This is a genomic window from Streptococcus sp. Z556 (genome assembly GCF_053010225.1).
In genome coordinates, this window is record NZ_JBRKNU010000004.1 from 1 (window position 1) to 14,446 (window position 14,446).

The 14,446-nt window shown below is 41.6% G+C and carries 15 protein-coding genes; all 15 read right to left on the reverse strand.

What is annotated here, in order from left to right; all coding sequences use genetic code 11:
- Positions 1–167: 167 nt before the first annotated feature.
- The gene (pabB, locus tag ACVC7S_RS05515; protein ID WP_447266464.1) at positions 168–1,889 is read right to left on the reverse strand and encodes an aminodeoxychorismate synthase component I; all 1,722 of its coding nucleotides are present in this window, start codon (positions 1,887–1,889) and stop codon (positions 168–170) included.
- Positions 1,890–2,123: 234 nt separating this feature from the next.
- The gene (locus ACVC7S_RS05520) at positions 2,124–2,651 is read right to left on the reverse strand and encodes an AAA family ATPase (RefSeq protein WP_235081051.1); all 528 of its coding nucleotides are present in this window, start codon (positions 2,649–2,651) and stop codon (positions 2,124–2,126) included.
- 56 nt (positions 2,652–2,707) lie between these two features.
- The gene (locus ACVC7S_RS05525) at positions 2,708–3,271 is read right to left on the reverse strand and encodes a TIGR01440 family protein (RefSeq protein ID WP_447266465.1); all 564 of its coding nucleotides are present in this window, start codon (positions 3,269–3,271) and stop codon (positions 2,708–2,710) included.
- A 114-nt stretch (positions 3,272–3,385) separates the two neighbouring features.
- Positions 3,386–5,077 (reverse strand): cache domain-containing sensor histidine kinase, encoded by a 1,692-nt coding sequence (locus ACVC7S_RS05530; RefSeq protein WP_447266466.1) that lies wholly within the window; start codon positions 5,075–5,077, stop codon positions 3,386–3,388.
- Positions 5,074–5,811 (reverse strand): response regulator transcription factor, encoded by a 738-nt coding sequence (locus ACVC7S_RS05535; RefSeq protein WP_447266467.1) that lies wholly within the window; start codon positions 5,809–5,811, stop codon positions 5,074–5,076. Before ACVC7S_RS05535 ends, ACVC7S_RS05530 begins: the two co-directional genes overlap by 4 nt.
- A gap of 70 nt (positions 5,812–5,881) precedes the next feature.
- Positions 5,882–6,994: a peptide-methionine (R)-S-oxide reductase MsrB gene (msrB, locus tag ACVC7S_RS05540; RefSeq protein WP_447266468.1), complete on the reverse strand. Its 1,113-nt coding sequence runs from the start codon at positions 6,992–6,994 to the stop codon at positions 5,882–5,884.
- Between the two features lie 9 nt (positions 6,995–7,003).
- Positions 7,004–7,567 (reverse strand): redoxin family protein, encoded by a 564-nt coding sequence (locus ACVC7S_RS05545; protein ID WP_447266469.1) that lies wholly within the window; start codon positions 7,565–7,567, stop codon positions 7,004–7,006.
- A 13-nt stretch (positions 7,568–7,580) separates the two neighbouring features.
- Positions 7,581–8,291, reverse strand: a complete 711-nt coding sequence (gene ccdA2, locus ACVC7S_RS05550; protein ID WP_447266470.1) for a thiol-disulfide oxidoreductase-associated membrane protein CcdA2 — start codon at positions 8,289–8,291, stop codon at positions 7,581–7,583.
- Between the two features lie 163 nt (positions 8,292–8,454).
- Positions 8,455–9,006 (reverse strand): GNAT family N-acetyltransferase, encoded by a 552-nt coding sequence (locus tag ACVC7S_RS05555; RefSeq protein WP_447266471.1) that lies wholly within the window; start codon positions 9,004–9,006, stop codon positions 8,455–8,457.
- Between the two features lie 250 nt (positions 9,007–9,256).
- Positions 9,257–10,081 carry an ammonia-dependent NAD(+) synthetase gene (nadE, locus tag ACVC7S_RS05560; protein WP_447266472.1) on the reverse strand — a complete coding sequence of 275 codons (825 nt, stop codon included), beginning with the start codon at positions 10,079–10,081 and terminating at the stop codon, positions 9,257–9,259.
- Positions 10,078–11,538 carry a nicotinate phosphoribosyltransferase gene (locus ACVC7S_RS05565; RefSeq protein WP_447266473.1) on the reverse strand — a complete coding sequence of 487 codons (1,461 nt, stop codon included), beginning with the start codon at positions 11,536–11,538 and terminating at the stop codon, positions 10,078–10,080. The genes nadE and ACVC7S_RS05565 overlap by 4 nt, the downstream gene beginning before the upstream one ends.
- A 116-nt stretch (positions 11,539–11,654) precedes the next feature.
- Entirely contained in the window at positions 11,655–12,143 is a 489-nt protein-coding gene (locus tag ACVC7S_RS05570; RefSeq protein ID WP_061852506.1) for a DUF6773 family protein, read from the reverse strand.
- Entirely contained in the window at positions 12,133–12,342 is a 210-nt protein-coding gene (locus tag ACVC7S_RS05575) for a helix-turn-helix transcriptional regulator (RefSeq protein ID WP_001107501.1), read from the reverse strand. The genes ACVC7S_RS05570 and ACVC7S_RS05575 overlap by 11 nt, the downstream gene beginning before the upstream one ends.
- 198 nt (positions 12,343–12,540) lie before the next feature.
- Entirely contained in the window at positions 12,541–12,951 is a 411-nt protein-coding gene (locus ACVC7S_RS05580) for a GNAT family N-acetyltransferase (RefSeq protein WP_447266474.1), read from the reverse strand.
- Positions 12,952–13,050: 99 nt separating this feature from the next.
- Positions 13,051–14,415: an amino acid permease gene (locus ACVC7S_RS05585; protein WP_447266475.1), complete on the reverse strand. Its 1,365-nt coding sequence runs from the start codon at positions 14,413–14,415 to the stop codon at positions 13,051–13,053.
- Positions 14,416–14,446 lie beyond the last annotated feature (31 nt).

A 14,446-nucleotide genomic window follows, 5' to 3' on the forward strand; every position in this document is an offset into this window, starting at 1 on the left:
GTTGTATCTGTAAGTGAAATGAGTCCCAGTGTTGCAGTTGCTAAGCTGGTTACTAAAATTTTTTTTGATTTTTTCATCAAAAATCTCCTTTAAATTTTTATTGTTTACGGTTACATTATAACACAAATATGTATTAATATATACTAAAAGCTATTAATAGATAAAACTCACAACACTATCACTTCCAACTCATACAAGCCTCTGACTGCATTACAGCCATAGATAGTTTCCGCTTGGTTCAAGTCTGCCAAAGTCAAAACTTTTTCCTCTACCTGTCCTCTTTCTAGCAAATGTTGACGATAAATTCCTGGCAAAATTCCTAGACTGGTAGGCGGTGTGTAAAGTTTTCCAGCAATTTTCAGAACTAGATTCCCGATAGAGGTTTCTAATAGCTCTCCTGCCACATTATGGTAAATGATTTCCTGTTCCCCTAAGCTCAAGTGCGGTCTGTGAGTGGTTTTGAAGTAGGTAAATGGCGTTTGCAAATCTGCTTCCTGAAGGCAAAGTTTTGCTTTGCAGAAGCTTGGACTGAGGGGTGTTAAGATCTGGCGACTGAGTTCCATATCTCCAGACTTGCTGAGGCTAATACGCAAGCGGTAGTCTTGGTGGGAATCACAAGCTTGACACTCTTTCTCTATCTTTTGTTTCAATTTTTCTGGATCAAAAGGATAGGCAAAATAACGACTCGCTTTTGTCAATCTTTCCAGATGTTGATCTTCAAATAGCAGGCTCTTCTGACTGATTTTCCCAGTAGTAATCAGTTTGAAACGAGCTTGTTTACGATAGAGAACAGCCGCCTTTTGATGAACTTCTCGGTATTCAGATTCCCAAGTACTATCCCATGTAATCCCTCCGCCAACTCCATAGATGGCTTTCCCTTGATGCAGTTGGATAGTCCGAATGGCGACATTGAAAATTCGTCGCCCATTTGGAAGCAAAAGACCAATCGTTCCGCAATAGACTCCTCTGGGTTGTGGCTCCAAGTCCCTGATGATTTCCATCGTCGCTATCTTGGGTGCTCCTGTAATGGAGCCACATGGAAAGAGCGAACGGAAGATTTCAACTAGGTCAACATCTGGTCGTAACTGACTCTTGATAGTTGAAGTCATCTGCCAAACTGTAGAATACTGCTCTACTTGGCATAAACGCTCCACATGCTCACTACCAACCTCAGAAATACGGTTCATGTCATTGCGCAAGAGATCCACAATCATCATATTTTCAGAGCGATTTTTAGGATCCTGCTCCAACCAAGCCGCCTCTTTCAAATCTTCATCGTCAGTCAGACCACGTTTAGTTGTTCCCTTCATTGGACGAGTCGTTAATTCTCGGTCATTTTGCTCAAAAAAGAGCTCTGGGCTCATGGAAATCACTGCCATCTCATCATGTTCAACATAGGCATTGTAACCCGCCTCCTGTTCTACCACCATGCGATTGTAGATGGCAAAAGGATTGGCACTTAAGTCTTGCTTGAGTTGGACGGTGTAGTTGACCTGATAGGTGTCTCCCTGACGCAAATGATGGTGAATCTGAGCAATCGCCTTTTCATAGTCCTCTGCAGATGTTAGTTCAATCCAATTTGAAGGCAGATCTACTTCCTCATAAGTCAGAGGAATAGGGGATGTTTCCACCTTATCGTGAACGGTAAAGTAAAGCAAATACTCGCCTAGTGGAGAAGTCTTGTGAACTGCTAGTTTTTCCTCAAAAGCAGGTGCAGCCTCATAACTGACGTAGCCCACGACATAATATCCTTGCTCTTGGTAGCTTTCCACTTGCGCCAGCAAGTCTGCTACTTCTGCTAAATCTCTCGTTTTTAACTCTTTGATCGGCTGGGTAAAGGTGTATCTCTCCCCCAAAGCTCTAAAATCAATCACTGTTTTTCTATGCATATCTTAAGTATAGCACAAAAAAGCCGACCTAGAACAGCTAAATCCAGCTTTGTTTACTGATTTCTATAACGTAAAGTCTTTTCTAAGTTGCTTTTTCCTACTTTTGGCAATTCTCCATCAGATAGCATCCCTTCTTCTTTTAAAAACTGGTCTTATTTGGAGCACTTTACACAAAAATTCAACAAAAAAGAACAGAGGAAGTAATGGTTTCTATACCCTTACTCTCTCTGTCTTTTACTGTTCAGAAATTAAAAATTGATTTGAAGTTTTAATGATGCCTACCGTTTCTTTGACATCTAAATCATCCGTATACAGAAAATGACGTTTCTTACTATTCTTAGCTAAGAAGTCATTTCTCGCTTGGATTGATAAATCGCCTGTTCTCTCAATTTCTTTCCGAGAAGAATCCCTATCTTTCAAGGTTTCTTCTTCTGCTATTAGGACACAATATTTTAGCTTAATTTGTTTTTCTTTTAAGAAGGCTGCAATTTTCTTCAGTTGATCTTCAAATATGACATACTCTATCACGACAGTAATGCCACTGTTCAAGAAATTATTGGTCAGACTGATGATATTATCCCAGAACAAATCCATATAAAATCCATCATCTTCCCAAGGAGCTACGAGACCACTTTTTATCATTAAGTAAATCATATCCCCCTCTATAACTGCACTTTTGTCAAAAGAATAGGCCAACTCTTTGCTGACAGTACTCTTTCCAACACCTGGGGGACCCGAAATAATATAAACACAATTTTCCATATTTAACCTCTATATACTTGAACTATCTCTCTAACTTATGATCATTCTCCGCCCACTTATGACTTTCTTATGAAGTCTTCTGGATAATGCGCACGCGCACCTCCGATTAGTTTGGGACGACTTGCAAGAGCCGTTACATGGGCATGCCCAATTTCTCTCAAAAGAGGGCGAATCGGAACTTGAACATGCTTAACATGCATGCCAATCGCAGTATCTCCGATATCCAATCCAGCATGAGCCTTGATGAATTCCACTTCGACAGGGTCTGTCATAAACTTGAAGGCTGCCAACTGACCCGAACCTCCAGCATGAAGAGTCGGAAGTACACTGACGATTTCCAGACCAAACTGCTCTGCCACCTGACGTTCAACGACGAGGGCTCGATTGACATGTTCACAACCTTGAACAGCTAGATGAATTCCTTTATCCTCTAGGATATCTAGGATGGTTTTCACAATGATTTCCCCAATTTCTTGACTGGATTCCTTGCCAATCTGACCACCTATCACCTCACTAGAAGAAAGGCCCAAAACAAAGATAGCTCCTTGCTTCAAATTAGCCTTGTCTATTACATCTTCTACAATCTGGCTTGTTGCTCTTTGAATGTCTTTTTCCTTCATACTTGATACCTCTTTTGTCATTATCTATCATATCGTTTTTTCTACGTTTTAGCAAGATAGACAACCTAGAAAGCTTGCCCAATTACGCATAAAACTCCCAGAATTGACTGGGAGTTAGCTAGTTTCTATTCCATTTATGTATATTTCAACTGTCGTACCTTTTGAGGAAATAGAATCAATCTTCATTTGGTAATCTTCTCCAAAATGAAGTTTGAGCCGTTGGTCAACATTTTGAAGACCAACTCCCCCACGTTTGAGCTGACTTTGACTACTATCGCTAGTAGCTTGGAAACCAACACCATCATCCTCAATGCGGATGATTAGTCCTGAATCCTTTTTCTGGACGGAAACTTTAATATGTCCCTGTCCATCTTTCTCCTTGATGCCGTGATAAAGGGCATTTTCTACAAGGGGTTGTAGCACCAGTTTAGGCAAGACTAAATTATCAAAGTCAGGATCTTCAGCAATTTCATACTCCAACTTTTCCCCATAACGTTGTTTCTGGATAAAGAGGTACTGGCGAACATGATTGATTTCATCAGACAGGCAAATCAAGTCCTTGCCTTGATTGAGCGCCAAGCGGAAATAGGTTGCCAAGGACTTGGTCACCTGAACCACTCGCTGACTATCCTGAAATTCAGCCATCCAGATGATAGTGTCCAAAGTATTATAGAGAAAATGCGGATTAATCTGGCTCGATAAAGCTTGAAGTTCATACTGACGGGTCGTTTCTTCCTGCCTGCGAATAGCTGCCATCAACTGATCAATCTGATCCAACATAGCATTGAACTGGCGAGTCACTTCTCTCAGTTCATGGGCACCAGTTTCCTTGGCACGCAGATTCTGATCACCAGAAGCAATTTCCAGCATGGTTTCTCTCAAATCCTTCAAAGGAGCAATCCAGCGTTTGAGACTGAACCACACCAAGCAGAGACAGGCAAGAAGAGATGTAACACTAGCAGCAAGCAAGGTCCACATGAGTTGACTCCGAACCTGATCTAACTTCTCCAACGAAGACACGCCTATAACCGTCCAATCTGTTCCTGCAATCTGTTCCTGACTGACATAGGATTGGTGATCCAGCGTATAGCCCTGCCCCGTCTCAATGTAGGGTTTCATGGCCTCCATTTCGCTAGATGAGCTATAAACTGTGTGTTGCGGATGATAAACAAATTCATGCTTTTCATTGATAATAAAGGCAAAACCCTGCTGGCCCAACTGGAGTTGGTTGAGATAGGCTTCCAGCGTTTCATAAGAAATATCCAAGCGAAGCACGCCCAAATTAGCTCCCTTTGCATCAACCAGTTCTTGAGTGACAGAAATAACCCACTGACTATCCGATTTACGAGCTGGGGTTAAAACTGGCTTAGCCCCCTGATGAATGGCCTTTTGGTACCAATCCTCAGCCATCATATCTGAGGAAGTTTTCATCTGCACACTATCATCTGTAGAAATAACCTGACCGGATTTGGTGACCAGTGCCACCGTTTTCAAGTCCTGGTCTGCCTTTAAGATCGTCAAAAACAGATCTCGGATTCCCTTGACTTGGTCTTGGTTAGGATTCTCAGCATAGGCTAGGACATCCTTCTGCTGGGTCAAACTGGTAGAGGTGGTTTCTAATTTTTTGATATAAGACTGAATAAAGTGGCTAGTTTGGCTGATGGTCGTTTGACTATTGCCTTCAATGGTGGCCTCAATGGCTGAAGAACTAGATTGATAGTAGAAAGTCCCAACCACAGCTAGGAGAATGAGAAAGACCAGAAAGATAGAAATAACCATTCTAACTAGGAGAGAAGAACGTTTCATTGACCTTCTCCCTTCTTAAACTGACGAGGGGTCACACCTGCAATCTGTTTAAAACGTTGAGTAAAATAGTTCATATCTTCAAAACCAACCTTTTCGGCTATCTGGTAAATCTTTAAATCCGTTGTCAAGAGCAAGAGCTTGGCTTGTTTGACACGCTCTCGCACCAAATAATCCTGAAAAGGTAGGCCCAACTCTTTCTTAATCAAGGAGCTCAGATAAGTCGAACTAAAGCCCAATTCACTGGCCAAAGACTTTAAACTAAATTGGCTGTCAGCTAGATGAGACTGGATCTTCTGGGCTATGTTTCCTTCAAACTTATCGGTCAATAAATCTTGTAAATGCTCTTCTTTTTCTTCCTTGTCTAGTTTTTGCTTGATTTTCCCCAACATTTCCTCGATATCCTGACGAGAAAAGGGTTTGAGCAGGTAGTCATCCACACCGAGTTTGACAGCAGACAAGGCATAATCAAAATCATCGTAGCCCGTTAAAAATACCAAATGCACCTGTGGATAGGTTTCTCGGACCAGACTGGCCAACTGGATGCCATTTAGCTGAGGCATATTGATATCGGTTAAAATGATATCCGGCACTTGTTGTTGAATCAAATCCCAAGCCTGTCTTCCATTTTCAGCTTGACCGATGATTTCCATATCGTAGGCTGCTACATTAACCAGTTTGGTCAAGCCTTGTCTAACCAGATATTCATCTTCTACGATTAAGATTGTGTAGATCATGCTCTGCTCCTTTGTCACTTACTAGTATCAGTATAGCAAAATTCTCCTCTAACTGCTTAGGAAAGCCTTCTTAATCAACATAATCTAGTAAATAAGCATAACCTTTTTCTTCCATTTGGGCTTTAGGAATAAAGCGAATGGAAAGACTATTGATACAGTAGCGCAAGCCCCCCTTATCCTGTGGTCCATCCGTAAAGACATGGCCAAGGTGAGAATCTCCAACTCGACTTCTTACTTCCGTGCGTGTCATATTGTAAGACTTATCTTCCTTGTAAGTGGCAACATCTGGGCTGATAGGTTGAGTAAAACTAGGCCAGCCACAACCAGACTCAAACTTGTCCTTTGATGAAAAGAGGGGTTCTCCAGTTGCCACATCCACATAGATACCAGATTCAAATTTATCCCAGTAGCGGTTTGAAAAAGCTCGTTCTGTTTGATTTTTCTGGGTAACTGCATACTCCTCAGGTGACAAGGTCTTTTTCAATTCTTCATCGCTTGGTTTGGGATATTTACTGGCATCGATGACAGGGTAGGCAGCCTGATTGACATTGATATGACAGTAGCCATTTGGATTTTTCTTGAGGTAGTCTTGGTGGTAATCCTCAGCGACTACAAAATTCTTCAAGTTTTCCTTTTCAACTGCCAGAGGTTGGTCGTATTTCTTAGCAACTTCATCAAAGACTTGGTTGATTACTTCCAAATCCTTGTCATCTGTGTAATAAACGCCGGTACGATACTGAGTCCCCACATCATTTCCTTGTTTATTTTTGCTGGTTGGATTGATAATGCGGAAGTAATGAAGCAGGATTTCCTTGAGGGAAATTTGATTAGCATCATAGGTGACATGGACGGTTTCTGCATGTCCTGTTTGGTTAATCAATTCGTACTTGGTTGTTTCCCCTCTACCATTTGCATAGCCTGAAACGGCATCTGTCACTCCAGGAACGCGTGAGAAGTATTCCTCCACTCCCCAGAAACATCCCCCTGCTAGATAAATTTCGTGCAAGTCTGCGTCTTTACTCACTTCTGTTTTTTTCACTGTTTTTCCTCCTTGGCTAACTGATGCTTTCTCAATTTGCGAGCTATCTGTCTGCCCTGCATTTCGCATCAATAGAAAATAGAAACCAGTTATGGCTAGGAGAATGACCCCTGCCAAGACAAACAATTTTACTTTATCATTCATAGCCTTTCTCTACCCCATTTCTTTCAATTCTTTTAAAATCATTTCCTTATCCATAAAACCTGGTTGCGTTTTGACCAGCTTGCCTTCCTTGTCTATAAAGGCTTGAGTTGGGTAAGAACGGACACCATAACTTTCCAAAAGTTTGCCTGACGGATCAATTAAAACCGGTAAATTTTTATAATCTAATCCCTTGTACCAGTTCTTAAAGTCTGCTTCCGCTTGTTCTCCCTTGTGACCAGGAGACACCACTGTCAAGACCACATAGTCATCACCTGCATCCTTAGCAATTTCATCCGTATCTGGAAGACTGGCTAAACAGATAGAACACCAAGAAGCCCAGAATTTAAGATAGATTTTCTTGCCTTTGTAGTCAGATAAACGATAGGTCTTACCATCTACTCCTGTTAGTTCAAAATCAGCAACCGCCTGACCTTTAGTCGCAGTTTGTGAACTGACTTGTTCTGTTTTGGTTTGCTCCTTCATAGTAGCTTCGTCTGACATGTTTTTAGCCGAACAAGCTGCCAAGCAACAGACTGAGCCTACTCCAAGGAGACATGTTTGCCATTTTTTCATTTCTTCTTCCTCTCTATTCAAATAATCTTGTCAAAATAGACGCATTTCCCAACAGCACCAAGATTCCCATTACGATAATGAGGAAACCACCCACTTTTTTGAGGGTTCCGAGGTAAGGATGGAGTTTTCGGAAATGTTTCAAAACATAGCTGGAGGCGAGAGCTAGAACCAAAAATGGTAGCGCCAATCCCAGCGTGTAAACCAACATGAGACCAGCTCCCTGCCAAGCTCCTGAACCACCTGAAGCCGCTAAGGCTAAAACAGAGCCCAAAACCGGCCCTACACATGGAGTCCAAGCAAAACTAAAGGTCAACCCCAGTAAAAATGCCTGACTATAGCCGTTACCCTTTTGCCCTTGTCTCTTTAATTGTAGCCTTCTTTCCTTGTAGAGTCCCTGCAAATGTAAGACTTCCATCTGGTGCAAGCCCAAGAGAATGATAATCGCACCCGTCACATACTGAAACCAAGAAGCATACAGCAAATTACCTAAAAAACCAGCTCCATAGCCCAGTAAGATAAAGATAAAAGAAATCCCTGCTATAAAGGCCAAAGTTCGCAATAAACTAACAACTGAGATTGAAAATTTTCCACTAGAAGCCTGAGCATCATTCTTATCATCCAACAAGACCCCTGCATAGACTGGCAACAAGGGTAAGATACAAGGAGAAAAGAAGGAAAGAATTCCAGCAAGAAAAACACTGATAAAAAAGATTGCATTGTCCATTGCCTCCCTCCATTCTTTGATTTGATAGGACTATTATAGCTCCAAAACTCCAGAAAAAACAGGGACAATGATAGGGAAAAATAGGAATTTAATCAGTTTATTCAGAAATCTGGCACAAAAAAAGTCAGACAATGTCTGACTTTGATAGAAACAGAAAAGAAAATTACCGGTCTTCCCTACTCATCTGGTAATAAATAAGGTCCGCAACATAGTCTTTTCTCTCCACACCATTGGCAATGGTTTTTAGATAAGACATTCCCGCTTTTTCCATGACACGGCCTGAAGCTAGGTTGAGACTAGCGTAACGAGCTCTGACTTTTTGAAAGCCTGCTTGAGTAAAACAAAAGTCTAACACAGCTTTCAAGGCCTCCGTCATCATACCACGGCCCCAATAATTTTTTCCTAAAATATACCCAATTTCACAGCTAGAGTCAATCTCATCCATTTCAATGATACTGATATCTCCTATCACATAATCAGGATCTTCTTTGAGACAAATGGCCCATTTGTAATAGTTGGGATTGGGATAGGATGCAACCCAATTTCGAATCGAGTTCCGAGTAACCTCGACATCAGGATGGGGATCCCAAGTGACATAGACAAGATTCTCAGCAGATGAAGCCCAATTTTGAAACATGGCTTCCGCATCACTCTCCACAAATCTTCTCAAAATCAAACGTTCTGTCTGTAACATTTGCGTACCGATAGCTTTCATAATGTTACCTCGCTTTCTAAGCTTAAGGCTCAAACTAAAAAAGTCCCCCGGGCCTTCCTCGCTTTCTCATTTCTAGATTCAGGGTAAAAAGACTATACTCAGTAACAGCTAGAAAACAAGTTTTTCATCTAGTTACTTGACGCAGTCGCTGTCTGGTTTGAAATGCGCTTTACCAAGCTTTTTCAAACCTAGTCATCGTTGCGGGGGTGAGACAAGGAAAATCGAACTTTACGAGTTACCGATTTCTGTCTCACTCCCAAAAGTCATCAAATACGGTGATTGGTAGGTGGCGTTTGTGTTGGCCTTTGTGCCACCAGTTTTCGATGATTGCTTGGGCTTCTGGACTGATGGTTTTGCCTTCGAGGTAATCATCAATTTCATTGTAAGTGACTCCAAGTGCTACTTCGTCTGCAATACCTGGTTTTTCTTCTTCCAAATCTGCTGTTGGGATTTTTTCATAAAGTGCTGGGTCCGCACCAAGTTCCTTCAAAAGTTGCTTTCCTTGGCGTTTATTGAGGCGGTAAAGAGGGAGAATGTCTGCACCACCGTCACCAAACTTAGTAAAGAATCCTGTGATATTTTCCGCAGCGTGGTCTGTTCCAATGACCGCTCCGCTATGGGCACCAGCAAGGGCATATTGGGCAATCATACGACTACGAGCCTTGATATTTCCCTTGTTAAAGTCTGAAACAGGACTTCCTGCCGCTTCAACTGCAGCTGTCATGGCATCAGCTGATTCCTTGATATTTACAACCAAGCTGACATATGGCTGGATGAAAGCGAGAGCTTTTTGTGCATCTGCTTCATCAGCTTGCACGCCATATGGCAGGCGGACAGCGATAAATTTGTAGCTGTTATCTCCAGTTTCTGCTCGCATTTCTTCCATAGCTAATTGCGCCAAGCGCCCTGCTAAGGTTGAGTCTTGTCCTCCAGAAATCCCTAGTACAAAGGTTTTAAGAAAGGGGTGTTTTTTCAAGTATCTCTTTAAGAAGTCAATGGAACGACGAATTTCTTCCTGGGCATCAATCACTGGTTTGACGCCCAGTTGCTGGATAATGGTCTCTTGCAAACTCATTCTTCTTCTCCTTCACCAAGAGCTTCCTTGCGCATCTTATCAATCAAGTCCATCTTATCTTGCCAAATATCACGCGCCAAGTCTACTGGATAGTGCTGCGGATTGAGCACGCGCTTGTACTCATCCCATAGCTTGTCAAATTCCTTGCGAGCATAGGACTGAATCTCAGTCAAACTAGGCAAGTTGTAAACTAATGTTCCTTCTTTGAAAATATCCACCAAGAGAGGAACGGCATCAAAATTACGAACGGTCTTCTTGATGTAAGTATAGGTCGGATGAAACATTTTGATTTCTGTCAGGTCACTCACATCCACACCATCATAAGTAATGTAGTCACCTTCTGACTTGCCTTTTTCACGACTGGTAATGCGCCATACCTGCTTCTTACCTGGTGTCGACACTTTTTCAGCATTGCTTGAAAGCTTGATGGTATTGCGCATCTGACCAGTTTCATCTTCGATAGCTACAATCTTATAAACCGCTCCAAGAGCAGGCTGATCATAGGCTGTAATCAGCTTGGTACCCACCCCCCAAACATCAATCTTAGCGTGTTGCATTTTGAGGTTAAGGATGGTATTTTCATCGAGGTCATTGGAAGCGTAAATTTTGGCATCTGGATATCCAGCCTCGTCCAGTTGCTGACGGACTTTCTTGGAAATGTAGGCAATATCCCCTGAGTCAATACGAACGCCTTTAAAATTAATCTTGTCTCCCAACTCACGAGCAACCTGAATGGCAGCTGGCACACCGATGCGAAGCGTATCATATGTATCTACTAAAAAGACACAGTCACGATGGGTTGAAGCATAGGCCTTAAAGGCCTCATAGTCGTTTCCATAAACCTGTACCAAGGCATGGGCATGAGTACCCAAGACAGGAATGCCAAAGAGCTTCCCTGCTCGCACATTGCTAGTCCCGTTGGCTCCACCAATCACGGCTGCGCGTGTTCCCCAGATAGCTGCATCCATTTCTTGCGCACGACGTGTCCCGAATTCCATCAAAGGCTCATCTTCAATGACTGAACGAATACGTGCTGACTTGGTCGCTATCAAGGTTTGAAAGTTAACGATGTTTAAGAGAGCCGTTTCGACCAATTGACATTGGGCTAGAGGGCCTTCTACCTGCACAATCGGCTCATTAGCAAAAACCAAGTCCCCTTCCTGAGCAGAACGAACCGTTAGTTCTAACTTGAGATTTCGTAGGTAATCCAAGAATTCTCCATGATACCCAAGCGTCTCCAAGTAGGCAATATCGCTATCTGAAAAGCGTAAGTCTTCAAGATAATGTACAATTCTTTCCAAACCAGCAAAAACCGCATAGCCGTTATTAAACGGTTGCTGGCGGAAATAAACTTCAAAGACCGCCTTTTTATTGTGAATTCCTTGGTCAAAGTAAACTTGCATCATGTTAATCTGGTACAAGTCCGTGTGCAATGTCAAACTATCATCTGGATACATCTGTTTTCCTTCTTCCTACTTTACAAAGGTATGAACGTATTCTACCACTTTCACACCATCCGATAAATTAGTACTATTATAACACATTTTATCTGGATTGATAAAAAGCTAACAAGCTATTCTCCATTCTCCAGTTCATCCATATCTTGCTCAAACTTTTTTTGAGCCCATTCGCCATAACTTTTAAGACCGAGATTGCCGATAAAAACCCAAGGAAGGTAAATCAGATAAGTAATGACCCAAGCAGATAAGTATTTAACGTTCAAAGGATTGTGCTGATAAATTTCTATGTTAAATTGATAATTCTGCAACATCAAAAGAGTCGTAATAGCGAGAGTTACCAGCAAACACCCTAAAATTGTAAAATGAAAACGACTATAGTAGTTCACACCCAAATCTCGAGCACGGCCGAAAAAGTAAGAAGTTCCAATAATGATAATGATGAGAATCATTATCGGATTAAAAAGACTTGGTGCTAATACTGCAATCATATAAGATAAAAGCAAGAAAGCTATAGAGATATAGAAACTTTCAGCCCCCACTTTATTCATCAGTTGTTCTTCTCTTTCGTCTAATAATTGATAATAAAAAAACCTATTTTTCATCTTCTTCCTCCCAAAATAATTGATCTAAAGTTTTGCCTAAGCATCTGCAAATGGACTGGCAAAGCGAAAGACTAGGATTATATTTCCCAGCTTCTATCAAGCCTATAGTCTGCCTCGTAACACCCACAGCTTCTGCCAAATCACCCTGTGTCATATCAAGCTCCACACGAGCTAGTTTTAACTTTAAATTTTTAGCCACTTGCATCCTCCTTCTATTTTTTAAAAAGTTGCGCTTCTTTTAAAAACATTATACCATATATCTAACTTAATGCAATATATAAATGTCATTTTGTAAGATTTTATTAACAAAAAAACTCTCTATCATCTTACATGATAAAGAGTATTCGTTATTTTATGCCACTTAGCTAAGCCCCTCTTCAAAGGAAAGAAGTCTAGGTCACAAATCCTTTTGGTAATAGTATCTCTGTCCAGTGTAGGGATAGTCTTGCAAGGTAAAAACTTCCTTGTAGCCATGACTTAGATAAAAATCTGGTGCTTGAAACTGGTAAGTGTTCACAAAAGCAAAACGACAGTTTCGATTCTTGGCTTCATTTTCTGCTTGCTGCAGTAGTTGCGAACCAATTCCTTGTCCCCTTAATTCCTCTTTGACAAACAAATATTCGATTTCCAGCCAATTTCCGAAAGTCTCTGCTACTAAGCCCGCCATGAGATTGCCCTTTTCGTCTTCGACATAAAGATTCAGTGGCTCGCTCTCAGCCTCTTCTCTTTTGGAACGATTATAAGCACGAATCAAAGTCCCAATTTCTTGCGCTTTATGTGATTCCTTATTTTCCAATCTAAGGTACATCCAAACCTCCTAATAAACTGCTACAGCTTGATTATAATCTTATTTCGATGGACTGTCAAACTAGAAAAACTCACCAAACAGAGTTGATGAGTTCATGATTTATTTTCTAAATTTCCACTGACTATAAATCCCAAAAGCAAGGATCCAGATAGCAGAACCAACTGCCCCCATGAAAGTCGACTCTTGCAAAAAGAGAGTCACAAAAACAAAGACGAAAAAGAGAATGGTTAGGGGATTAAGCAAGCGATACTGAGGCATGAGGTAGCCATCAGCCATGAAGTCCTGTGACTTGCGGTATTTGAGATGAGCCGCCATAATCAAGATATAAATCGCGATATAAACACCTGATGAGGATGCTGTGATCAAAGCAAAAGCATCTGAAACACCTGGCAACACATTGATAAAGGCGGCGAGAGCAATCAAGATTGCTGAGGCAATGATGGCATTTTGTGGAACATTGTGGCGAGAAAGGGTATCGACCTTGATGGCCTTTAAGAAACGATTGGGCGAATCATGGGCAATCTGATATAAGTGTCTCCCTGTTGAGTAGAGAGTTGAGTTAAGAGCAGACGCTGCTGAGGTCAAGACAACAAAGTTGATTAGAGCCGCTGCCCACTTGATCCCCGCCAGTTCAAAAACCGTTACAAATGGAGAATCTGAAGAATTAAGATAGGACCAAGGAATAATGGCCATAATCGCAATAAGAGCTCCCCCATAGAAGAAGATAATTCTGAGAGGAATTTCCTTAACAGCTTTGGGCAAGACCTGACGAGGGTTCTTTGTTTCAGAAGTTGTCACCCCGATAAACTCAATCATCAGATAGGCAAAAAATACCATTTGAAAGGCCATGACAAAGTTCATAACTCCGTTTGGAAAAAGAGAGAACTGGTCGCTGATATTTGCCAAACTTGCAACACCATGAGGTGTCTTAAAGCCCGTCAAAACCATAAAGACCCCAGTGGCAATCATGGCTAAAATCGCCACAATCTTGACCATAGCAAACCAAAACTCGACTTCTCCAAAGAGCTTAACCGCAATCAAGTTGACCAAAGCCAAAATCGTTAAAAAGACAAGCTGAATCATCCAGCTAGGCCAGGTAGGGAACCAGAAGCGGACATAGTCTGAGATGGCAGTGATTTCTGCCATACCGATAAAGACAACAGACAACCAATAAGACCAAACTGAAAAATATCCCCAGCCTTTCCCCAAATGACGGGTGATAAAGTTGATAAAGGTATGCTGTTCTGGATCCTGATACAGCATCTCCCCAACAGCTCTCATCATCAAAAACATAAAGGCTCCTGTAATCATATAAATCAGGATGATCGAAGGTCCTGTAAGGCTGATAGAGCGACCAGCACCTAGGAAAAGTCCTGTTCCGATTGTTCCCGCAATGGCCATCACCTGAACATGGCGATTGGTTAATCCACGCTCCATTTTATTTTTCTTCTTGTATTCACTCATATAGTCCCCCATTTCATCTAAAAAACCAAAA

Bases quoted from the DNA above. Each gene is read 5' to 3' on its own strand.
- pabB (WP_447266464.1), bottom strand. From the start codon at position 1,889: ATGCATAGAAAAACAGTGATTGATTTTAGAGCTTTGGGGGAGAGATAC.
- ACVC7S_RS05520 (WP_235081051.1), bottom strand. From the start codon at position 2,651: ATGGAAAATTGTGTTTATATTATTTCGGGTCCCCCAGGTGTTGGAAAG.
- ACVC7S_RS05525 (WP_447266465.1), bottom strand. From the start codon at position 3,271: ATGAAGGAAAAAGACATTCAAAGAGCAACAAGCCAGATTGTAGAAGAT.
- ACVC7S_RS05530 (WP_447266466.1), bottom strand. From the start codon at position 5,077: ATGAAACGTTCTTCTCTCCTAGTTAGAATGGTTATTTCTATCTTTCTG.
- ACVC7S_RS05535 (WP_447266467.1), bottom strand. From the start codon at position 5,811: ATGATCTACACAATCTTAATCGTAGAAGATGAATATCTGGTTAGACAA.
- msrB (WP_447266468.1), bottom strand. From the start codon at position 6,994: ATGAATGATAAAGTAAAATTGTTTGTCTTGGCAGGGGTCATTCTCCTA.
- ACVC7S_RS05545 (WP_447266469.1), bottom strand. From the start codon at position 7,567: ATGAAAAAATGGCAAACATGTCTCCTTGGAGTAGGCTCAGTCTGTTGC.
- ccdA2 (WP_447266470.1), bottom strand. From the start codon at position 8,291: ATGGACAATGCAATCTTTTTTATCAGTGTTTTTCTTGCTGGAATTCTT.
- ACVC7S_RS05555 (WP_447266471.1), bottom strand. From the start codon at position 9,006: ATGAAAGCTATCGGTACGCAAATGTTACAGACAGAACGTTTGATTTTG.
- nadE (WP_447266472.1), bottom strand. From the start codon at position 10,081: ATGAGTTTGCAAGAGACCATTATCCAGCAACTGGGCGTCAAACCAGTG.
- ACVC7S_RS05565 (WP_447266473.1), bottom strand. From the start codon at position 11,538: ATGTATCCAGATGATAGTTTGACATTGCACACGGACTTGTACCAGATT.
- ACVC7S_RS05570 (WP_061852506.1), bottom strand. From the start codon at position 12,143: ATGAAAAATAGGTTTTTTTATTATCAATTATTAGACGAAAGAGAAGAA.
- ACVC7S_RS05580 (WP_447266474.1), bottom strand. From the start codon at position 12,951: ATGTACCTTAGATTGGAAAATAAGGAATCACATAAAGCGCAAGAAATT.
- ACVC7S_RS05585 (WP_447266475.1), bottom strand. From the start codon at position 14,415: ATGAGTGAATACAAGAAGAAAAATAAAATGGAGCGTGGATTAACCAAT.